The following is a 20,916-nucleotide window of genomic DNA, read 5'->3' as shown; positions in this document are numbered from 1 at the left end:
GACAAAGGCTATATGTAGTTACATACCTACATGGAGGCTGCAATGGCCGCAAACTGTTTAACCAGCCGAGAACTCAATCAAGACGTCAGCCGCGCAAAACGCGCTGCTGAGACGGGGCCTGTTGTCATTACGGATCGCGGCAGACCATCGCATGTGCTGATGACCTATGAGGATTTCGAGCGGTTGACCGGCAAACGCCGTAACCTTGTTGAGGCTCTGTCCATGCCCGGCTTGTCGTCCATCGATTTCGATCCGCCGCGCGTCATGGTTTCGGGCCGCGAGGTCGATTTGTCTTGAACTATCTGCTGGACACGAATGTCGTCTCGGAACTGCGCAAAGTGGGAGATGGCAAGGCAGACCGGAATGTGACGGAATGGATTGGTGCGCAGGATTCTCGCACCCTGTTCATTTCAGCGATTACCATCCTGGAACTGGAGCGTGGCATATTGAGCCTTCAGCGGCGCGATGCGGCGCAGGGTTCTCGTTTGCGGACATGGATGGATGGTCGGGTTCGTCCAGAATTTGCCGAACGAATTCTGGTTATCGACGATGCAGTGGCGACGCGCTGCGCCCATCTGCATATCCCGGATCGCCGTAACGAGAGTGATGCGCTTATCGCAGCGACGGCCTTGGTGCATGGGCTAGCAGTTGTGACACGCAATATTCAGGATTTTGAGGGGACCGGCGTCGTGCTGATCAACCCTTGGGCTGCGTGACGTGAACAGTCATCCTTGATGACCCAGTTTATTGACAAACCCAGATCTCGGCATTTCGTCACCCTCGGGCCTGCCCCCGAGGGTCTGCTGTCGCCAAATAAGTCATTGACGTTGTTGGAGTAAATTAACGTGCTTAGATGCTCGGCACAAGACCGAGCATGACGTCGAGGATAAATGCATAATTTGCCAGCAGTCTCGAGTCATCCTTGATAACCCGTTACGCTCAGCCCAGCGCTTCTTCATTCCGATGCAGCCACATCAGTTCCATTTGCACGGCGTCCTGGAAATTCATGATCTCGCCGCGCATGACGTCTTCGGGGCAGCCGAGGTCGAGGAGTTCGGCGCCGAGCTGGCGGCAGGTGGCGCGCCAGTAGATGGTGGCATCGTTGCCTTGCAGGCGGTCCAGTGTCACGGCGGCACCGCGCACCATGTCACGGCGGCTGGCCAGCGGGAAGAAGGCCAGCGTCGAGGCGACGGGCTCAAGCTTGGCGGCAGTGTTGGGCATACGAACCATCCTTTATACTGATGATTCGTTTTACGGCTTCATGGTTAAGGTTTGGTTGCCGTAGCGGAAGGACATTTGAATCAATTGTTTCAAAAGAAGACCCCTCCCGGTCAAAGCCGGCAGGGGTCCGCTTTCCTCGTATCTGGTAAAGGTCAGTGCGTACCGCCCCCTCACCCCGCTTCCGCTTCGCTCAGCGGACCTCTCCCCGCTGGGGAGAGGAGGCAACAAGCGTTGCGGCTCCTGCCCTCTTCTCCCCCTTCTTTTTCTGAGGATTGGGGGGAGAAGGTGCCGGCAGGCGGATGAGGGGGGCGAAGCTAAACCTGGCACTCAATAAGCCCCCCCTGAACTCCATGTGAGGTCAGGAGATTGTCATGCCTTCCGTGATTTACGGCAGCGTATAGGCGATCACGTAATCCCCCGGCTTGGTACCAATAGAGCCGTGGCCGCCTGCAACCATCACAACATATTGCTTGCCGTTCAGCTCGTAGCTCATCGGTGTCGCCTGGCCGCCAGCCGGAAGCCTGCCTTCCCAGAGAACCTTGCCGGTGGCGAGGTCATAGGCACGCAGATAATTATCGACGGCAGCACCGAGGAAAGCGACGCCACCCTTGGTAATCATCGGCCCGCCGATACCGGGTACGCCGACCGTGAAGGGGAGCGGCAGCGGTGTCATGTCGTGCACGGTGCCATTGCGGTGCTGATAGGCGATCTTGCCGGTCTTCAGATCGACAGCGGCAACCGTACCCCATGGCGGGGCCTGGCAGGGAACGCCGATGGGCGACAGGAACGGACCCATCTTGACAGCATAAGGTGCGCCATCATTGCGGTTCAGCCCCTGTTCAGAGCCTTTTTCGCCCTGGCCCTTGGCCGGAACCTGATCACGCGGCACAAGCTGCGAGGTGAAGGCCAGATAGGTCGGCATGCCGAACATCACCTGTTTTTCCGGATCGACAGCAACCGAACCCCAGTTGAACGTGCCGAAATTGCCGGGATAGATGATCGAGCCCTGCAACGATGGCGGGGTATATTGGCCGTCATAGCGCAACTGATGGAATTTGATGCGGCAGGCCAGCTGATCGAGCAGCGTCACGCCCCACATATTGCGCTCTTCCAGCTTCGGTGGACGGAAGCTTAAGGCCGAAATCGGCTGGGTTGGCGAGGCATGATCTTCTGGAATAGTGCCGCCGGGGGCTGGAAGTTCCTTGATCGGAATGATCGGCTGGCCGGTGCGCCGGTCCAGCACATAGACATCGCCCTGCTTGGTGGAGGCAACGAGCGCCGGAACAGTGGTGCCTTCGCGGGTAATATCGAGCAGCACGGGCTGGGCGGGAACATCCATGTCCCAGAGATCGTGATGGACGAATTGCTGTACCCACCGGTCGGCACCGGTATTGAGGTCCAGCGCCACGACCGAGGAAGAATATTTCTCCACATTGGCGCTGCGGTTCATGCCCAACTGGTCCGGCACCTGATTGCCAAGCGGGATATAGACGAGGCCCAACTGTTCATCGACCGAGAATACTGACCAGCTATTCGGCGAGTTGGCGGTGTATGTCTGGCCTTCGGGCAGCGGTTGGGTCTGGCCCGGATTGCCGCTGTCCCAGTTCCACACCAGCGCGCCGGTCTGGACGTCGAAGGCGCGGATCACGCCGGATTGTTCCTTGGTGGAATAGTTGTCGTTGACCGCCCCACCAATGATGATCTTGCCAGCCGCAATCACCGGCGGAGAAGTGGAATAGTAATAGCCAGCCGGATTATAGGGCATGCCCTGTTCCAGATGCAGCGTACCCTTGTCGGCAAAGCTCTCGCAGACGTTGCCATTGGCGGCATCGAGCGCGATCAGTCGTGCATCCGAGGTCGGAAGATAGACGCGGGTGGCGCAGGGCGCACCAGCTGTGGCCGCGGGATCGGCATAATAGGTGACACCACGGCAGGTCTGGTGCTGGCGATCCGGGTTCAGGCCGACATTGGGGTCATATTTCCATTTCTGCTTGCCGGTCGCCGCATCCACGGCAATGGCCCAATTGTGCGGGGTGCAGAGATAGAGCGTGTCGCCCACTTTCAGCGGCGTGACCTGATAGGTGGTCTCGCCAACATCGCCGGGCAGTTTCACATCGCCGGTCTGGTAGGTCCAGGCGGTCTTCAGCGTCTTGACATTGTCGGTGGTGATTTGGCTGAGCGGCGAATATCGCTGACCATAGGGTGTGCGGCCATATTGATGCCATTCGCCATCGGCCATGTCGCCGCCATAGGAGGGCGTTGCGCTGGCCACATCCATCGGCAGCGTGCCGGGCTTGTCATAGGGGTCCTGGGTCATCGAATAGCCCGCGACAACGAGCGCGACCAGCACCGGCAGCGCTACCGGCCAGGCGCTGGCGGCAATGCCGCCTTCGCGGCGGTGCAGCGGTCCAAGCCTGCGGCGGACGGCGGGCAATAGCAGCACAAAGCCGAGCACGATAACCAGCCCGCCGCGCGTGCCAAGCTGCCACCAGTCGAAGCCGACCTCCCAGATCGCCCAGCCCAGGCAGCCGAGAATGAACAGCCCATAGATCCACAGAGCAGCCGCCTTGCGCATCACCAGCAGCAGTGCAACGAGAATGAAGGCAAGACCGGCGATGAGGTAAAACGGGCTACCGCCGAGCGACAGGAGATAGCCGCCTCCGCCGCCGAGCGCGAGCCCGATGACGGCGAAAACGACCGCTGTAACGATGAGGATCATAGGACAAATCCGATGCATGTTGAAAATAAGCGGGGCTGCGTCAAAAATTTACGCATAGGTAAACTGCAAACGCATGAGCGACCGTTAGGTTCCTACCGATCTTACCGGCAAATCAAATTTTGAGACCAAATACTCTTACCCATACCCTTGCGCGCATCGATCGGCCTTGCCATGGTCTGGCGCAAAATCAGCAGGAGGGATCATGACCAAGGCGCTGCTTCTCATCGATATCCAGAACGGCTTTTGCCCGGGCGGCAATCTGCCGGTGGCGGAAGGCGATCAGATCGTCCCAATCGCCAATGCCCTAATGGCCAGCGGGGCCTATGACCTGATCGTCGCCTCGCAGGACTGGCATCCGGCCAATCACGGCAGCTTCGCCTCCCAGCATCCCGGCGCCAAGGTTTTCGAACTGGGTACCCTTTCCGGAAAGCCGCAGATGATGTGGCCGGACCATTGCGTACAGGGGACCGTGGATGCCGAGTTTCACCCCGGCCTCGACCTCTCCCGGATTGATCATGTGCAGAAGAAAGGGCTGAATCCGCTGGTGGATAGCTATTCGGCGTTCCGCGACAACGATCAGTCTGCCCTGACCGGCCTTGGCACCTGGCTGATCGACAATGGCGTCACCGAACTGGATGTCATGGGCCTTGCCACCGATTACTGCGTCAAGTTTTCCGTGCTGGATGCGCTGGACATGCTGCCGGGCGTGACGGTGCGCTTGATTATCGATGGCAGCCGGGGCATCGATCCGCAGACGGTGGAGGCGGCGATTGCCGACATGCAGGCTCACGGCGCAAGGCTTATCACCAGCGCGGATGTCCTCGCCTAAGAAACATCTGCACCTGCAAAAAGAATGGGTTCGGGAGGGCCGCCATGGAGATTATCAACACGATTGCAGCGCTGCGCCAAAGGCTCGACGCATGCCGCAAGGCTGGAAAATCCATCGGCTTCGTGCCGACCATGGGCTATCTGCATAAGGGTCACCTGACGCTGGTCGCCCAAGCCAAGGCCGAAAATGCCGTGACCGTTGTGTCGATCTTCGTCAACCCGCTGCAATTTGGCAAGGGCGAGGATCTGGAGAAATACCCCCGCGATCTCGCCCGCGACAGTGGAATGCTGGAGGCGGCAGGCGTCGATTTCCTGTTCGCGCCTGGCGTGGCCGACATGTATCCGCGTCCGATGGAGACTGTTGTTGATCTGCCTGGGCTTGGCGGTGAGCTGGAAGGCAAGGCCCGGCCCGGCCATTTTGCTGGGGTGGCAACCGTCGTCACCAAGCTGTTCAACATCGTCCAGCCGAATGCCGCCTATTTTGGCGAGAAGGATTATCAGCAGGTGGCAATCATCCGTCGCATGGTGGACGATCTCGCCATGCCGGTGCGTGTCGTGCCGGTGGCAACCGTGCGCGAGGCCGATGGGCTGGCCTGCTCATCGCGCAATGTCTACCTGACCGAGGAGCAGCGCGCTGCCGCCACCATCGTGCCAAAGGCGCTGGATGAGGCGGAACGGCTCTATCGCGCCGGTATGCGCGATGCGGCGGAGATGGAAGCAGCCCTTGCCGCCTTCATTGCCCGGGAGCCGCAGGCAAAGCCCGATGTGGTCGCCGTGCGTCACCCCGATACGCTGGCCACTCTGCCCCACCTGGACCAGCCGTTTCTGGTGCTGCTTTACGTGCAGATCGGCACGACCAAGCTGCTGGATAACCGGGTCATCACCATCAAAAGCAAGAAGGAAGCCGCCGAGTGAGCGCCCCGCCCCGCCAGAAACGCCTGACGCCCACCACCATTGCCGCGCTGAAGCATCAGCGCCCAATTGTCTCCCTCACCGCCTATACCACGCCGATGGCGCGGCTGATGGATGCGCATTGCGATCTGCTGCTGGTCGGCGACAGCCTTGGCATGGTGCTGTACGGGTTGGACACCACGGTTGGCGTCACCCTGGAGATGATGATTGCCCATGGGCAAGCCGTGTTACGTGGAGTCAATCACGCCTGCGTGATCGTCGATATGCCGTTCGGCTCCTATCAGGAATCCAGGGAACAGGCCTTCCGCAATGCGGCACGGATCATGAAGGAAACCGGCTGCGATGGCATCAAGCTGGAAGGCGGCACGGAAATGGCCGAGACCGTCGCCTTTCTGGTGGAGCGCGGCATTCCCGTGCTGGGCCATGTCGGGCTGATGCCGCAGCAGGTCAACACATCAGGCGGCTACCGCTCCAAAGGCCATGATGAGGCGGAAGCCGACAAGATCCGGGCCGACGCCACCGCCATAGCCAAGGCAGGCGCTTTCGCGCTGGTCATCGAAGGCACCGTGGAGCCTTTGGCGCGGGACATAACCCAGACCCTTGCCATCCCCACCATCGGCATCGGCGCCTCGCCTGCCTGCGATGGCCAGATCCTGGTCTCGGACGACATGCTGGGCCTGTTCAACGATTTCAAACCGCGCTTCGTCAAGCATTATGCCGAACTGGCCGGGGTGATTTCAAAGGCCGTGGAAGACTATGCGACCGAGGTTAAGTCGCGGCAATTTCCCGGGCCGGAGCATACGTTCCAGCCGCGTAAATCGTAACCGCTAAAGAGACGGCAGCACCTCGCGCCTTCATCCGGCGCGAGGTGCTGCGGCTATTTGACGATGACAAGCAGGCCCGCTGCAATCAGCAATGTGCAAAACGACAGAACCAGGGTGCGTTCATCAACCTTATGGGCCAAATGAACGCCTGCTGGCACGCCTAAAAGCCCGCCGATTGCCAACATGAGGCCGAGGGTCCAATCGACATGGCCATAATAGCCGTATTGCATCAGGCTGATGCTGCATCCCGGCAGCGCCAGCGCCAGTCCCAAGCCTTGCGCCCGAACCTGGGAATGCCCGTAGAACATCACCAACAAGGGAACGGCCAGCATGGCGCCTCCCACCCCAAACAAGCCGAGCGATATGCCGCCAATCGCGCCTGGCAAGAAGGCCCATCGATAATCAAGGCCATGTGAGACGAATTTTATGTTTCGCGTGATGGCGACAAACGCCGCGAGCAACATCAAAAACACGCCATACCAGAGCTTCAATGTCTCGCTCGACAGCGATAAGGCCCAGAGAGAGCTGATCGCCGACGTGACGCTGCCACTGACAGCCAGCACAAGGGCCGTCTTGAGATCGAAGCTGCCCTTGTTGCGGTATTTCACCAGGGCATAGAGAACATTGGTGACAACCATGACCAAAGCTGTCCCTTGGGCCAGCTTCTGGTCATAGGCCGCAAATAAAACCAGGAGCGGGATTGCAAATGTCCCGCCTCCGGTTCCCAGGAAGCCTCCCGCCGTCCCGAGCAACGCGCCGAAGGGAACGCCTATAACACTCATCAACATCGTGTTTAATCCTATGCCGCGACGCTGGCGTGTTGGTCAGCCAAGCAGAGGACGGTAGGGCCGGACTCCTGACGAGAATTTGGAAAGTCGCTGTTGTAATGACAGCCGCGACTTTCAGACCGCAACAAGGCGCTGTCGATGACAATCCGCGCCGTCACCACCATGTTGTGCAAGTCGCTGAGGTCGAAAGAGTGGGGATGCGATGTCAACATCGCCTCGACTTCCGAATGAAGCAGGTCAATCCTTCTGCGGGCCGCGTGAAGCGAATCCAGGCTGCGGACAATACCAACATAATTCCACATCACGGTTCTGATTTCCTGCTTGATCAGCACCATGGCATCACGCTTCATTCCATCCGCCGCCATGATATGCGGATGCTGTTTGGCCGGTGCCAGCGAGACGTTCAGCAGGTCGCTGCCGCTCAAGATATCCAGTGACGCGGCCCGTGCCATGACCACACATTCCAGCAGGGAGTTGGATGCAAGCCGGTTGGCGCCGTGCAAGCCGGTATAGGCGGCTTCCCCGAGGCAATACAGGCGATCGACATCCGTTCGTCCGTCTATCTCGGCATAGACACCACCGCAGGTATAATGCGAAGCGGGCGTCACCGGGATTGGCTCCTTCGTCATATCGATCCCCCGCTCCAGACACTTCTGGTAGATGTTCGGGAAATGACCCTTGATGAATTCCGCTGGCTTATGGCTGATGTCGAGATTGACGGATGGAATGCCGTTTTTCTTCATCTCGCTGTAAATGGCTCTGGAGACCACATCTCTTGGCGCAAGCTCTGCGCGCTCATCATAATCGGCCATGAAGCGGTACCCATCGGGAAGCGTCAGAATGCCACCTTCGCCCCGAACGGCCTCCGTGATCAGAAAGGCGTCACCTCCGGGATAGTACATGCAGGTTGGATGGAACTGCATGAACTCCAGGTTGGCGACACGGCAACCCATTCTCCAGGCCAGAGGAATACCGTCACCGATCGATTGAGCTGGCGATGTCGTATGAGAGAAAATCGGGCCGACGCCACCTGTGGCCAAAACCGTGAAACTGGCAGCGATGCGGCGCTCGACACCCTTCAGATCAATCAAGACCGCGCCAATGCAGGTGTTTTTCTCGGCGTCGCCCCGGATGAGATCCGTGACTGCGCAATTCTCAAGCACGGTGATGTTGGGATGAGAGAGAAGATGGGAGGTCAGGCTGGTCTGAATTCCGCGACCGGTCATGTCATCGACATGCAAAATGCGCCGTTCGCCATGGCCGCCTTCGCGGGTCAGGTGATAGTCGCCATCCTGTTTGGTGAATGGAACGCCTTGCTCGATCAGCCAATCGACAGCTTTACGACCATTCTCAACAATATAGCGGGTATTGTCGATGTCGTTCAGATGACATCCGGCAATCAACGTATCGCTGACATGCTTGTCATGGGTGTCATCATCGGCATAGACCGCAGAAATGCCACCCTGGGCATAATTCGATGCGGCAGACCCGAGATCGGATTTGCAGACGATGAGAACCCGCTTTTCCCCCGCCACAGATAACGCCAGCGTCTGCCCTGCCAATCCGGCGCCAATCACCAGAACGTCGTAATAATCCTCAGTCCCGTCTGAAAACATCATATTCCACTCCCCCCGGAAAAAAGCAGATCAGGCGCTTCGACAATTCCCATGCGTCAAATACTCGCAAAGGTTGCCAGATCAATAGGGTGCGCTTTAAATTCTAGAAAGCATCAAGTCAACGAAAAATGCCCCTTTTAATTGCATTATGCCCATTTTTCAATCAAACAAATTTATCAGAAAAAATACGCCCACCATGGCGCAAACCTCAAGACGCCCCTCAAGACGCCACCGTCCGCTCCAATTGATAGATCCCGTCATTGAAGCGATCGATCTGCTCGGCCAGCAGGGTCTGGGCGTCGGCAAGGCCTCTGTTGTAGAAATGCACACCGACCGTTCCGGCCAGAAAATCGATCAGGTTTTCGACCTCGAACCGTCCAAGCTCGACCTCATGCTCACTCGCCAAGTGTTTTTGCAGTCGTGAGACCAGCAGAGCCAGTTCGTCTTTTGAAAAATCCGCTTTCACATCATCGGGCTTCGGCATTCACAACGTTCCTTTTCGACAAGAATGGTCAGCTGGAATAGGGCATGACAACGAGCACGCATCAATGGAAATCAACGCAGGATCACTCCTATTGATTTGCTCGTTTCGCAATGATGTTCTAATCCACCCCTCATTCTTGGGAGGGAAAAGAAGATCCCACCTGAAAACAGCCCACCCCAAGACATATGCCCATTTAGAGAATTTCCGCGTTTCATAGAAACGCATAAATACTCTAACTGCTTGTTTCAACACATTTCCGGACGCAAAACCGCACCGCACTTTTGCTGGAAATGCTCTAGGAAAAGACGATGTCAGACTTTACCGATGGTGCGCGCCAAAGTGCTCCCATCACCCTTTCCACATTGCCCTTCGCCGCCTTGTTTGGTGCCGTGGCTGCCGCCCATGGCCAATCGGTGGCTGAGGCGACGCTGATGAGTGCGACGGTTTTTGCAGGCGCCAGTCAATTGGTCGGCATCGATCTGTTCGGCAATAATGTTCCAGCCTGGCTGATCGTGCTTTCGGTGTTTGCCGTCAATTTCCGCCATATCCTCTATTCGGCGGCCATTGGCCCTTATTTCCAACGGCTGAGCGGACTGCAAAAGGCCGTCGCCTTCTTCTTCATGACCGATCCGCAATTTGCCGAAACCGTCAAACATGCCGAAAGTGGCAAGTCCGTTTCCTTCGGCTGGTATATGGGCTTTGCGCTGGCCATCTATATTCCCTGGGTCGGATTTTCAGCGATTGGCGCCTTGTTCAGCAGCCTGATCGGTGATCCGAAAGCGGTTGGCCTCGACGTGTTGCTGCCCGTCTATTTCATGGGCAGCGTGCTTGGCTTTCGCAAGCGCCCGAACTTCCTGATCGTGGTTGCCGTCAGCGCCGTGGCCGCAGTGTTCGCCATGCATGCCGTCGGTTCGCCCTGGCATGTCAGCCTTGGCGCACTGGCGGGCATAGTTACCGCAGCCCTGCTGCCGCCGAAGGCGCAGGCGACCCTTGATGATCGACAAGAGGTGACGCAATGATGGATCTTGACCCCTCTATGGTGGCGATCATTCTGGCTGCCGCCCTTGCCACCTACCTCACCCGCGCTGGCGGCTATCTGGTGATCAGCCGTTTCAAGACTTTGCCACCCAGGGTTGATGCAGCGTTGAACGCCGTTCCTGCCGCCGTGTTGACCACGCTGGTCGCCCCGGCCTTTTACGCCGGTGGCATGGAGGTGAAATTCGCCATGCTGCTTGGTCTCGTCGTTGGCCTGCGCTTTTCACTCATCCCCATGCTATTGACCGGTTGGGGTGCCGCCGTGCTGATCCGCCAGTTCATGGCCTGATCCCTATCCGCTTCACAACCCGGCCATCACCTCACCAAAGCCACTGAAACTGGGGTGAGGCTTGCTTTACAGTTCGTATCTCTTATTCAGCTATATTTAATATAAATAACCTATGGTAGAACCCTGTCGTCGCAACCGTTTGCCTTGCCGATTCGTCTCGTAACCACGTGAGGGCAATCTGATTGATGGCGTCATGCGGCAAAAAGGCGGAATGCATTGAGAGGGGTTTTAAAATGGGTCATCAACGTCATCGACTGGAACTGATTGCTGGCGGCAAGGAACCGGCAGCGAACGCCCATTCCATCCATCAGATTGCCGAGGACCTGCAAAAGCTGATCAAAGCGTCGGAAGCGGCTCATTGCGAGATGTTGAGCTATCTGCTGGAAGTGGCACTGGATGAGGCCATCCGCGAAAGCGAAGAAAGAGGGCGTTAATCACCCTCCTTCCACCTCTATTGTTTTTCAAAGCGAAGATGCATATGCATCCTCGCTTTTTTACATACAGCGCCGTGCGCCATATATGGCGCAAAAAGGTTCGCTGTAGCTCGTTATATCTGCTGCATAATTTTCTCTTTAAACCGATTTCGGTTTAAAGAATTATGCAGTAGAGGACCGCGTCAGTGGCTCGGTTGCCCGGATCAGCCAGCTTCGGGCATCATCTCCCTCCACCAGCGGCAAAAGCTGCTCTCGTGTGCGGGCGTGGTAATCGTCCAGCCAGCGCAGCTCCTCACGGGTCAGCATGTCCTCAACGATCAGGTAGCGGTCGATGGGCGCGAAGGTGAGCGTCTCGAAACTCATCATATCAAGGTCGCCGCCGTTGACCGGCTCCAGATCGCGCACATAGATCAGGTTTTCGATCCTGATGCCGAAATGACCGGGCCGGTAGTAGCCAGGCTCATTGGAGAGAATCATGCCAGGCAGCAATTCCTGGGTGGAGAGCCGGGAAATGCGTTGCGGCCCCTCATGCACGGACAGAAACGAGCCAACACCGTGGCCGGTGCCATGGGCGAAATCCGCCCCGGCCTTCCACAGGTTGATGCGTGCCAGCGGATCGAGGTCGCAGCCGCGCGTCCCCTTGGGAAAACGCGCCGTGCTGATGGCGATCATACCCTTCAACACCAGCGTGAAGAACCGTTTCTGATCGTCCGGCACCGCGCCGACCGCAAGCGTGCGGGTTATGTCCGTGGTGCCGTTGACATATTGCGCGCCTGAATCGACCAGGAACATTTCGCCTGCCCGGATCGGTCGGTCACTTTCCGTCGTCACGCGGTAATGCATGATCGCGGCATGTTCGCCTGCCCCGGCAATCGTATCGAAGGAAATATCCTTCAGCGGGTTCTGCATCCGCTCGCCCACCTTGGCGCGGATGGTTTCCAACGCCCGCGTTGCACTGATTTCCGTCGCGCTGCCCGCCGGTTGCCGGTCGAGCCAGCTGAGGAATTCAACAACGGCCACACCATCCTGTACATGGGCGACAGCCGAGCCATTCAGCTCAACCAGGTTTTTCACCGCCCGGCCAAGCTTGGCCGGATCGGCACCGTCCACGACCTTGCCGCCCCGGCTGGCCACCAGACGTGCCAATGCCGCTGGCGAGAGATCCGGGTCCATCAGAATGCGGGCGCCGGTCTGCGCCAGCATTGCCAATTGCAAAACGAAATTCTGCGGATCAAGCCGGGTGGCAAGACCATCGAGATAGGTCTCGACCTCAAGATTCGTCTTGCGCCGGTCCAGAAACAGCTCGGCCTTGCCGTCGGCATGAATGATCGCACGCGACAGCGGATGCGGCGTGTGAGGCACATCCTGGCCACGAATATTAAAGATCCAGGCCACCGACGATGGATCGGTGATCACCACCGCCGCTGCGTCTTTTGCTGTGAGGCCATCGGCGATTTTGGCAATCTTCTCACCTGCGTCGACCCCGGCGGCCGAGATCGGCTGGATCGATACTGCGCCCAACGGCTCGGCAGGACGGTCGGTCCAGACCGCATCGAGCGGATTTTCATCGACCAGCACCAACGTTCCACCGATCTCGTTCAGCGCCTTTTCCAGCCGCGACACCTGCGCCACCGTATGCATCCATGGATCGATGCCCAGCCGGAAGCCCTTCGGCGCATGGGCCGGGATCCACTTGGCCGGAGGCTCATCGATCAGGTCGCCCGGCGTAAACACGTCGAGATCCACCTGCTGGCGCACTTGCGTGACATAGCGGCCATCGACAAAGACCACGGCCTGGCTCTGCGTTACCAGAACTTCGCCCGCCGAGCCGGTAAAGCCGGTCAGCCAGGACAGGCGTTCGGCTGAGGCTGGGACATATTCGCCCTGATATTCATCGGCCCGCGGGATCAGAAAACCATCGATACCCAGCCCCGAAAACCGGTCACGCAGCGCCGCGACACGGTCGCGACCGAATTGAGGAGTGGAGGTAACGTCAAAACTTTGGAACATGAGACCTGTCCGACACTGTCAAAAACTGCTGCCAACCTATAACAGCGGCGCTGAAATGACAGCCTTTCCATCACCTTTGCCCCGCTTTTCGCCCTACCCGGCCCGTCAGAGGCAGATTGTGACGGTTTTTTGACCACAAAGAGTCTGACAGCATCATAATCGATGCGCTGAGCGCATGGCTCCCATGCCAGCAAAACGCTGTCGCAAATCAGCTAAACCGATTAGAAGCACCGCAACGCAACATGCTAAACAAAACCGAAGAGACCTCCGATGACCAGCCCGATCCGCACCTCTGCTCCGACCCGCGCCATGCCGCTCGGCCGTCAGATTGGCCGCAACGGTCTGAGCGGCGCTTCTTCCCTGTCGCGTGACATTCTGGCTGGCGAAACCCGCACTGGCACCGTCCGCAACGGCTCGGTTCGCGCTGCAATCTAATACCATCCTGAAATGGCCAATGCGACGCTACCGCTGTGGAGGCGGGTCGAGCGGCCATTTACCTGTCGAAGACAGTCCCGGCTACGGGACCCGCTTGAGCCTCTCCTCCCAGGGTTCGCGGGTTGATCAGGGAAACCTGATCGAGAAAAAGGCGGCATGGCGGTGCCGCCTTTTTTGTTTTTTGTGAAAAGCGACATTTCTGAAAGCGCCAGTCTGCCGGCATCAGTCTGATGGGAGTTGGCCCGCACAAGCCATGCGCGTTATTCACTGCTGCACCGCACACAATCATCGCAAGCCGAAAACCACTTAAAGGTCCGACTATTGCAGGTGAATAGTGACCCAGCCATTGCGCCAGATGGTGCGCACATGCTTCACCCCCGCGCCATTATAGGCGGCAATCACTTTCCAGCGCTGCGATGCCAGAATGCCGGAGAGGATGACGGAACCGCCCGGAGCCAGATGAGTGACGAGCTGCGGCGCCATCTTCATCAGTGGGCGAGCAAGAATATTGGCGATGATCAGGTCAAAAGGCCCGAATTCACCAAAAGCCGTTGAATGGAAGCCCGGAGCGGTGCGCCATTCGATACCGTTGGGTACGCCGTTGCGCGTGCCGTTTTCCTTGGCCACCCGCACCGCGATCGGATCGATATCAGTGGCCAGTACCGGCACGTTGACCAGCTTGCGCACAGCGATGGCCAGAACACCGCTGCCGGTGCCCAGATCCAGCGCGTTGCGGGGCCTGCGGGCACGCACCACGCTATCGATCATTTCCAGGCAGCCAGCGGTCGTGCCATGGTGGCCGGTGCCGAAAGCCTGACCGGCATCAATCTCGATGGCCAGATCATGGGGACGGACCTTATCGCGGTCATGGGAGCCATGCACCAGAAACCGCCCGGCCCTGACAGGCGTCAGGCCTTCCAGCGATTTGGCGATCCAGTCGATATCGGGGATCACTTCACGCTCGACCGGCAGGTCCGGAAATTCCGCGACCAGCGCCGCCTTCACCCGCGCCAGTATATCGTCTTCCTCATCGAACATCAGGTAGATCGATGTTTCCCAGATATCGCGTTTTTCATCGACTTCCGTGGTGGCAATCGCATAATCCTCTTCGCCGAACTCCAGGCTCAACAGGTCGAGAATGTGATTGGCCTGCACTTCGGTGGTGCTGGTGAAAAAACGAAGTTCGCTCACGGTCGATATTCCCTATGGGGCGGGCTGATTAAACGCCCACGTTCCTGGCGCTTCCGGTACAATGCCTGACGCGCCGTTGCAACATCAAAGCAGGACAGGCATCGCCTCTCCAAGTATCGGCGAGCGGTCAGCCCTTCATCAGCTTTTGCAGCTTCTGGACGGCGGTTTCCGGGTTTTCACCATAGGCAATCGTGCCTTTGAACCGACCCTGCGCATCCAGCAGAAACACAGAGGCTGTATGGTCCATGGTGTAATCGCCGTTCGGATTGGCCTCATCGACCGGCACTTTCTTGGCATAGACACGGAAGCCCTTGACCATCTCCATCACCTTGTCGGGCGCTCCGGTAATGCCGGTAATCCGGTCGGAAACATTCGAAACATAGGTATTCAGGATCTCGGTCGTATCGCGTTCGGGATCGACGGAAACGAAATAGGCATTCAGATGGCCGCCCTGCGGGTCCACCTGTTTCAGCCAGCCATCCAGCTCGAACAGGGTGGTCGGGCAGACTTCGGGGCAATGGGTGAAGCCGAAGAACACCGCGCTCGGCTTGCCGCGCAGCACCTGCTCGCTGACAGCCTGTCCCCGCTGGTCGACCAGTTGAAAGGGCACACCATAGGCCGCCTCGCCCACCGTGCGGCTCGATTGGCCGATTTCAAGCGTCAGATACCCAAGCAAAGCTGCCGAGGCCGCCACCAATATCCAAAGCCCGATCCGCAGTCTCTTCATCGCTTCACTCAATGTTTATTTCCAAAGACCAGCATTTCCAAAGCCCGGCTGCATGATTGAACGCGCCCGGTCCACGCTCTTCCATACAAGCCGAGGGATAGGCAAGGCAAATCAAACAAACCGCAAAGCTGGAAAATCCAATGCTACGCCCCCGAGACATATCGTCGCCTGCAACCGTGCTGCGGGCTTATGCATATGACCAAACCACAGGGGTTGCGTGGTGCTGGATAGAATTAAATCATCAATCGGGAATAGTATTAGTACAAGCTTAATAGTCTTGAGAGACAGTCAACCTGCATGTCGGCCTTACGCCGTCAGGACATGATGTCCTTGGAGGATTGCTGCAAAGATCGCTGACCGGCAAAAGGCTGGACGTGAAAGATGCGGCGGTTTCAGCAATGACAGCAGCCCTTCCTTGGGGAGAGCGCAGTCCTTCTAAACTCCGCACAGCATGTTCCATAGGACCGACCCGGTCACGTCAACTGAGCCATGCGGGGATATACATGAGCAACGCAATTTCCGGCCGAGGCCTTTCCGTCGGCCAGCGTCTGATGACCTTGGGCGGCGCTGCCATCTGCGCCATCGCGGCCATGCTGGCGGTCGGTTACTACAAAAGTAGCCAGCTGGATCAATCCTTGAACCGGGCGATAGAACTCAAGAACAAGCTCGAGATTGTCAACGAATTGCGGCTTGCCAATGGTGAGATCACCCTTGCCGCAATGGATACGATCATCGACCGCGAAGAAGGCAAAGTCCAGCCGGACCGCCAGAGCATTTTCGACAAGGCTGGCGTGGCGCTTGCCAATGGGTCTGCCACCGTCAAGCAGGTCGCCGCAGATGTCGGACTGTCCGCAAATATAGCAAGCTATGACAGCGATGTGCAGAAGCTCCGCCAGGAAGTCACGGTAGAATTGAAGAAACTGGTGGAAACCCAGGCTCCGGAAGAGGATTATGCCCGGATTGACGATGTCATCGATGGCGCCGGCGGCAAGCTGAGCGACACGCTGGCCAATCTTTCCTCCGCCGCAGGCAAACTGGTGGAAAGCCGCGTGGCTGCCGCGACTGAGGCGTCCAGAAGCGCCATCACCATGCAGATCACCATCGGTTTGATTGCATTTTTCCTGGTTCTCGGATTGCAGATCATCCATGCCCGTTCGGTCGTCAACGGCATCCGCAATGTCCGCACCAGCCTCAAGAATATTATCGACGGCAATTATGACAGCGAGATCCTCGGTCTGGCGCGCGGCGATGAAATCGGTGACATTGCCCGATCGGCTGATATTTTCCGCCAAGCCGTCATCGACAAACGCACGCTGGAAGCCGAGGCTGAAGACGGCCGAAAGAGTCGCGAAACCGAGATGCGCGAGAGCGAGGCCGCAGCCGCTGCCGAGCGTGACCGGATGAAAGCCGCCGTCGATGCCTTGGGCAAGGGCCTGAACCGACTGGCCGAGGGCGATTTGCAGGCAGTGGTCGATGAAGCTTTCCCGCAAGAAGTCGAACGCCTGCGCACGGATTTCAACCTTGTCACCACGCATCTGCGCAATGTCATGGGCGAGATCTCCATCAATTCCAGCTCCATCCAGGCCAATGCCAATCAGATGCGCTCCGCCGCCGACGATCTGGCCCGCCGCACCGAACAGCAGGCCGCATCGCTGGAAGAAACATCGGCGGCACTGACCGAGATTACCGAAACGGTCCGCACCAGCACCCAGCGCGCCGAAGATGCCAGCCACATGGTCGACAACGCCAAGACCTATGCTGAACAGTCCGGTGCCGTCGTCTCCGACGCCATGGCGGCCATGGAGCGGATTGAAAGCGCCACCGGCGAAATCGGCAAGATCATCAACGTCGTTGACGAGATCGCCTTCCAGACCAATCTTCTGGCGTTGAATGCCGGCGTCGAAGCCGCCCGCGCCGGGGATGCCGGCAAAGGCTTTGCCGTGGTTGCCCAGGAAGTGCGCGCCTTGGCCGGACGCGCTGCGGAAGCCGCCCGCACTATCAAGGATCTGGTCACCAAATCAAGCGACGAAGTGCGCACCGGGGTCGAGCTTGTGACCGCCACCGGCGAGGCTTTGCATAAAATAGGCGAAGATGTGCTGCGAATTAACGATCACGTTAAGTCGATTGTAACCTCGGCGCGCGAACAATCAGTTGGCCTGAGTGAAATCAATTCCGCCGTCGGACAGATGGACCAGGTAACGCAGCAAAATGCCGCCATGGTCGAAGAAACCAATGCGGCAAGTCATACGCTTGCCAGCGATGCAGACAATCTTGGACAGCTCGTTGGGCAATTCAAGATCGGCGGCGCGGGCGAGACGCGGCCAGGATCACACCAGGCGCGACCGACATCAAGCAGACCTGAGCCGGCAAGACCGACCTCAGCACCGACGCAGTCTCCCGCAAAGCAGCTCATGAGCAAGGTTGCGGGGGCTTTCACCAAAGGCAGCGGCTCCGCGCCAGCCCGTGCAACGGCAGCCGCCCCATCAACCGACCAATGGGAAGAGTTCTAAACCATGTCCAATGCCATCAAGCAGTCCGGCGCCTATCTTGAAATCGTTTCCTTCCATCTTGGCGATCAGGAATTCTGTATCGACATCATGGCGATCCGTGAAATTCGCGGTTGGGCACCGGTCACCCCGATGCCGCATACCCCCCCATACGTCCTGGGCCTGATCAACCTGCGCGGCGCCGTCATCCCGGTCATCGACATGGCCTGCCGGCTGGGCATGAGCATGACCGAACCGTCCGAGCGCTCGGCCATCATCGTCACCGACATCGCCGGCAAGCTGGTTGGCCTGTTGGTCGAACAGGTTTCTGACATGATGACCATTCGCGGTGAAGACTTGCAGCCCGCTCCGGAAATCATCCCGGAAATGCAGCGTGCCTTCTGCCGCGGCATCGTGGCGCTGGAAAAATCCATGGTCTGCTTCCTCAACCTCGACACGGTTATCGCCGACGAGTTGGCCAACGCCGCCTGATCGGCAAGGTGTCTGGTCGGTCGAGCGTAAGCTCGGTTGAAAAGTCGAAAAAACAAGAAACCGCCGGTTCGGACGTGATGGCACCGAACCGGTGGTTTCGTGCGTTTAAAATTATGACGGTGACAGGGCTGAAATTGCCGCTATCGGCTCTCTATATGTCTTAAGAGATCTGCACGCTGGTCGCAGTCATGAAACGCGGGGTTCCGCCGCAAAACGGCCTTGGAGTTTTGCGCGACATGGGTTGTTTGGGCATATCGTGATCGCAAAACCGCTGCACACTTTTGCGCGACATGCCTGTAAGGAGAATAATGATGAAGAAAAAACAGATTTCGGCACTTCTAATCGCAGCAAGCCTGGCGATAGGCTTTACAGTGCCCGCAATGGCGGGCGAGCTTACCCTCCCCGACATCCTGTTTGGCAAGCGCTATAATGACGGCGTCTCGGTGGAGTTTATCGCTCAGCATCCGCCCGGCCATGGCAATGATCTGCCGCTTCTGGTCCGCTACCCCTCGCGCGAGCGGATCGAGACATCACAGGCCGAAGTCAATGGCAGCCCCGTGTTGCGCGAGGCCATGAAGGTTCGGGGCATTTTGGTGAAAAACGTCATCTGGGTACAAACCGCCGCAAATGGCGGCAAGATCGTCTACGTCAAGTAGGTCAAACAAGGTTGGCACTTCACGAGATGCCGCACCGACTGGCAAACCTGTCTGCGCGGATGGAACAGACAACTCGGAGCTCACCTCAAGAAAAGTGGACCTGATTTTCGAGAAAGACAGTTGAAAACAAAACAATCGAAAGTCTGTCCGGTTCAATCTGAGCCGGACAGACTCTCGAATATAGAAGTCCACCCCGGTGGCATGGAGGCGACTTTCAACATCTCCAGACTGGTGATCCCAGGAGAAGGATCAACGGCCTTGGCAGACAAGCGGTAGATCACGAGCTTCGTAACAACCGTCACGTTATCGGAAACGCTCTCAAGCCGGTAACGGCTTAAGGAACAGACGATCCGCAGACAAAAGCGTTACAACAAACCCATGACGCTGCAACTCCCCAGCGCCCCGCTGGGGATTAATCTGCACCATAAGGGCGCACCAATAAAGCCGCGTCACGCCCGAATTCGCGGCTCATCCGCTACGAATCCTGACCTTTTTTGGTATTTGCTTTGGCATTCGTCAAAGCAAGCCCTACAATCAGGGCTTGCCATTCTTCCAAGTTACGCTCTGATTGAACAGCGGCACGGTCGAAATCGCCATTTTGGCGGATCCGTCCACCACCTGCCGGGAGTGGATGAGATAGACCAGCGTGTCATTATCCTTGTCATAGATCCGGTTGACGACCAGCGTCTTCCAGATCAGCGACCGGCCCTGGCGAAACACTTCCTCGCCGCCTTTTGACAGATTGATATCGCCAATCTCGATCGGCCCGGTCTGGCGGCAAGCGATGGAATTGTTGGAGGGGTCCTCGAACCAATTGCCCTTATGCAGCCGGTCAATCAGCGAACGGTCGAAATAGGTGACATGGCAGGTAATGCCTTTCACCTGCGGATCGGCCACCGCCTCAACGACGATATCGTTGCCCACCCAGTCCACACCGACCTTGCCGACCACATCGGCCATGGCAGGCGCACCAAGAAGTCCGGCAAAAGCAGCGGCGAACAGCAGCTTGGGTGATTTGAGCATAACAGCCTCCGAGAAATACTCAGTCAGAGATATGCTTTCGCCATCACGTTACAAGATGCGCGGCAATGCCATGCCAAAAACTGTCAAGCAGACACCCGCGCTGGCTTGCGCACCGAGCAGGCTTGATAGCCACCCGGAAACAGCCGCCCGATGGAAATCCCCACCATGCCAGCAAGCTCGCCCAAGTCCTGCGAGCCCCGGCGCTCCATCATCGCGATCACCGCTTGCGCACAAACGGATGCATCTTCGGCTGCATTGTGATGCCGAAAGGACAATTGCAGATGCGCCGCCAACACATTAAGCCGATGGGAGGGCAGATGCGGCCAGACCTTCTGCGCCAATTTGACGCTGCATACGTAAGACAGGCTTGGATAGGGCTGGCGATAGAGATCGCAACTTGCCCGCCATACCGACAGATCGAAGGCGGCATTATGCGCCACCACCATCGCGCCCGAGAAATCATCGGCGAATTCGTCCATCACTTCTGGAAATTCGCCCGCATCCTCGACATGATCAGGCCTGATCCCGTGAATGGCGATGTTGAAGGAGGAAAACCGCATGGTCTTTGGCCGGATCAACCGCTCCTCCACCCGCACCACCTGCCCGTCCTCGACAAAGGCCAGACCGACAGAACAGGCGCTGCAGCGCTCCTCATTGGCGGTCTCGAAATCGATTGCGATGATTTTGGGCTGCAATGGCGTTGACATCGATCCCCTTTATGGTGCGAGAGCGATTCGAGCAATGTG

The 20,916-nt window shown here is 58.0% G+C and carries 22 protein-coding genes; 12 read left to right on the top strand and 10 right to left on the bottom strand.

Going from position 1 to position 20,916, the window contains the following annotated elements:
• Nucleotides 1-42 precede the first annotated feature (42 nt).
• Both IEI95_RS15505 and IEI95_RS15500 read left to right on the top strand, forming a co-directional pair.
• The gene (locus tag IEI95_RS15505) at nucleotides 43-297 is read left to right on the top strand and encodes a type II toxin-antitoxin system prevent-host-death family antitoxin (protein WP_156533449.1); all 255 of its coding nucleotides are present in this window, start codon (nucleotides 43-45) and stop codon (nucleotides 295-297) included.
• The gene (locus IEI95_RS15500; RefSeq protein WP_156533450.1) at nucleotides 294-716 is read left to right on the top strand and encodes a type II toxin-antitoxin system VapC family toxin; all 423 of its coding nucleotides are present in this window, start codon (nucleotides 294-296) and stop codon (nucleotides 714-716) included. The genes IEI95_RS15505 and IEI95_RS15500 overlap by 4 nt, the downstream gene beginning before the upstream one ends.
• Before the next feature lie 223 nt (nucleotides 717-939).
• Here the strand turns inward: IEI95_RS15500 and IEI95_RS15495 are convergent, their stop codons facing one another.
• Together IEI95_RS15495 and IEI95_RS15490 are read right to left on the bottom strand one after the other, a co-directional pair.
• Nucleotides 940-1,221: a DUF6074 family protein gene (locus IEI95_RS15495; RefSeq protein WP_041696784.1), complete on the bottom strand. Its 282-nt coding sequence runs from the start codon at nucleotides 1,219-1,221 to the stop codon at nucleotides 940-942.
• A 385-nt stretch (nucleotides 1,222-1,606) separates the two neighbouring features.
• Nucleotides 1,607-3,940, bottom strand: coding sequence for a glucose/quinate/shikimate family membrane-bound PQQ-dependent dehydrogenase (locus IEI95_RS15490; protein WP_156533451.1), 2,334 nt, complete (start codon nucleotides 3,938-3,940; stop codon nucleotides 1,607-1,609).
• Between the two features lie 202 nt (nucleotides 3,941-4,142).
• Here IEI95_RS15490 and pncA point away from each other — a divergent pair, with 202 nt between their 5' ends.
• Genes pncA through panB form a run of 3 tightly spaced genes read left to right on the top strand, consistent with a single transcriptional unit; the run spans nucleotide 4,143 to nucleotide 6,504 of the window.
• Entirely contained in the window at nucleotides 4,143-4,769 is a 627-nt protein-coding gene (gene pncA / locus IEI95_RS15485) for a bifunctional nicotinamidase/pyrazinamidase (RefSeq protein WP_156533452.1), read from the top strand.
• 44 nt (nucleotides 4,770-4,813) lie between these two features.
• Nucleotides 4,814-5,683, top strand: coding sequence for a pantoate--beta-alanine ligase (gene panC, locus IEI95_RS15480; protein WP_156533453.1), 870 nt, complete (start codon nucleotides 4,814-4,816; stop codon nucleotides 5,681-5,683).
• On the top strand, nucleotides 5,680-6,504 hold the full coding sequence (gene panB, locus IEI95_RS15475; protein WP_194416686.1) for a 3-methyl-2-oxobutanoate hydroxymethyltransferase: 825 nt from the start codon (nucleotides 5,680-5,682) through the stop codon (nucleotides 6,502-6,504). The genes panC and panB overlap by 4 nt, the downstream gene beginning before the upstream one ends.
• Nucleotides 6,505-6,557: 53 nt before the next feature.
• On the opposite strand, the gene IEI95_RS15470 is transcribed toward panB, so the two are convergent.
• The 3 genes from IEI95_RS15470 to IEI95_RS15460 all read right to left on the bottom strand — a co-directional run bounded on the left by IEI95_RS15470 (nucleotide 6,558) and on the right by IEI95_RS15460 (nucleotide 9,392).
• Entirely contained in the window at nucleotides 6,558-7,292 is a 735-nt protein-coding gene (locus tag IEI95_RS15470) for a sulfite exporter TauE/SafE family protein (protein ID WP_156533454.1), read from the bottom strand.
• A gap of 11 nt (nucleotides 7,293-7,303) precedes the next feature.
• On the bottom strand, nucleotides 7,304-8,911 hold the full coding sequence (gene nadB / locus IEI95_RS15465; RefSeq protein WP_156533455.1) for an L-aspartate oxidase: 1,608 nt from the start codon (nucleotides 8,909-8,911) through the stop codon (nucleotides 7,304-7,306).
• A gap of 217 nt (nucleotides 8,912-9,128) precedes the next feature.
• Nucleotides 9,129-9,392 (bottom strand): DUF2164 domain-containing protein, encoded by a 264-nt coding sequence (locus tag IEI95_RS15460; RefSeq protein ID WP_156533456.1) that lies wholly within the window; start codon nucleotides 9,390-9,392, stop codon nucleotides 9,129-9,131.
• A 308-nt stretch (nucleotides 9,393-9,700) separates the two neighbouring features.
• On the opposite strand from IEI95_RS15460, the gene IEI95_RS15455 reads away from it, so the two are divergent.
• The 3 genes from IEI95_RS15455 (at nucleotide 9,701) to IEI95_RS15445 (ending at nucleotide 11,150) form a co-directional block, all read left to right on the top strand.
• A complete protein-coding gene (locus tag IEI95_RS15455; protein ID WP_156533457.1) occupies nucleotides 9,701-10,411 on the top strand; it encodes an AzlC family ABC transporter permease in 711 nt (236 codons plus the stop codon).
• Nucleotides 10,411-10,716: a branched-chain amino acid transport AzlD family protein gene (locus tag IEI95_RS15450; RefSeq protein WP_060717914.1), complete on the top strand. Its 306-nt coding sequence runs from the start codon at nucleotides 10,411-10,413 to the stop codon at nucleotides 10,714-10,716. Before IEI95_RS15455 ends, IEI95_RS15450 begins: the two co-directional genes overlap by 1 nt.
• 233 nt (nucleotides 10,717-10,949) lie before the next feature.
• Entirely contained in the window at nucleotides 10,950-11,150 is a 201-nt protein-coding gene (locus tag IEI95_RS15445; RefSeq protein WP_060717913.1) for a hypothetical protein, read from the top strand.
• A 162-nt stretch (nucleotides 11,151-11,312) separates the two neighbouring features.
• Here IEI95_RS15445 and IEI95_RS15440 read toward each other — a convergent pair whose 3' ends face one another.
• Entirely contained in the window at nucleotides 11,313-13,160 is a 1,848-nt protein-coding gene (locus tag IEI95_RS15440; RefSeq protein ID WP_194416685.1) for an aminopeptidase P family protein, read from the bottom strand.
• A 270-nt stretch (nucleotides 13,161-13,430) separates the two neighbouring features.
• On the opposite strand from IEI95_RS15440, the gene IEI95_RS15435 reads away from it, so the two are divergent.
• Nucleotides 13,431-13,595: a hypothetical protein gene (locus IEI95_RS15435; protein WP_156533459.1), complete on the top strand. Its 165-nt coding sequence runs from the start codon at nucleotides 13,431-13,433 to the stop codon at nucleotides 13,593-13,595.
• 318 nt (nucleotides 13,596-13,913) lie between these two features.
• Here the strand turns inward: IEI95_RS15435 and IEI95_RS15430 are convergent, their stop codons facing one another.
• Nucleotides 13,914-14,786: a 50S ribosomal protein L11 methyltransferase gene (locus tag IEI95_RS15430; RefSeq protein ID WP_194416684.1), complete on the bottom strand. Its 873-nt coding sequence runs from the start codon at nucleotides 14,784-14,786 to the stop codon at nucleotides 13,914-13,916.
• 127 nt (nucleotides 14,787-14,913) lie between these two features.
• On the bottom strand, nucleotides 14,914-15,513 hold the full coding sequence (locus IEI95_RS15425) for an SCO family protein (RefSeq protein ID WP_015916479.1): 600 nt from the start codon (nucleotides 15,511-15,513) through the stop codon (nucleotides 14,914-14,916).
• A 503-nt stretch (nucleotides 15,514-16,016) separates the two neighbouring features.
• On the opposite strand from IEI95_RS15425, the gene IEI95_RS15420 reads away from it, so the two are divergent.
• From IEI95_RS15420 to IEI95_RS15410, 3 genes are all read left to right on the top strand, one after another.
• A complete protein-coding gene (locus IEI95_RS15420) occupies nucleotides 16,017-18,023 on the top strand; it encodes a methyl-accepting chemotaxis protein (protein ID WP_194416683.1) in 2,007 nt (668 codons plus the stop codon).
• A gap of 3 nt (nucleotides 18,024-18,026) precedes the next feature.
• Entirely contained in the window at nucleotides 18,027-18,491 is a 465-nt protein-coding gene (locus IEI95_RS15415) for a chemotaxis protein CheW (RefSeq protein ID WP_015916481.1), read from the top strand.
• Nucleotides 18,492-18,802: 311 nt separating this feature from the next.
• On the top strand, nucleotides 18,803-19,147 hold the full coding sequence (locus IEI95_RS15410; protein ID WP_194416682.1) for a hypothetical protein: 345 nt from the start codon (nucleotides 18,803-18,805) through the stop codon (nucleotides 19,145-19,147).
• Nucleotides 19,148-19,681: 534 nt separating this feature from the next.
• Here the strand turns inward: IEI95_RS15410 and IEI95_RS15405 are convergent.
• Together IEI95_RS15405 and IEI95_RS15400 are read right to left on the bottom strand one after the other, a co-directional pair.
• A complete protein-coding gene (locus tag IEI95_RS15405) occupies nucleotides 19,682-20,170 on the bottom strand; it encodes a CreA family protein (RefSeq protein ID WP_156533462.1) in 489 nt (162 codons plus the stop codon).
• An 83-nt stretch (nucleotides 20,171-20,253) separates the two neighbouring features.
• Nucleotides 20,254-20,877, bottom strand: coding sequence for a 3'-5' exonuclease (locus tag IEI95_RS15400; RefSeq protein ID WP_194416681.1), 624 nt, complete (start codon nucleotides 20,875-20,877; stop codon nucleotides 20,254-20,256).
• Nucleotides 20,878-20,916 lie beyond the last annotated feature (39 nt).

The sequence above is a fragment of the Agrobacterium vitis genome, from assembly GCF_014926405.1.
GTDB lineage: Bacteria > Pseudomonadota > Alphaproteobacteria > Rhizobiales > Rhizobiaceae > Allorhizobium > Allorhizobium vitis_H.
Note: the sequence above shows the minus strand (reverse complement) of the source record. Positions and strands in the feature narration are given on the sequence as shown.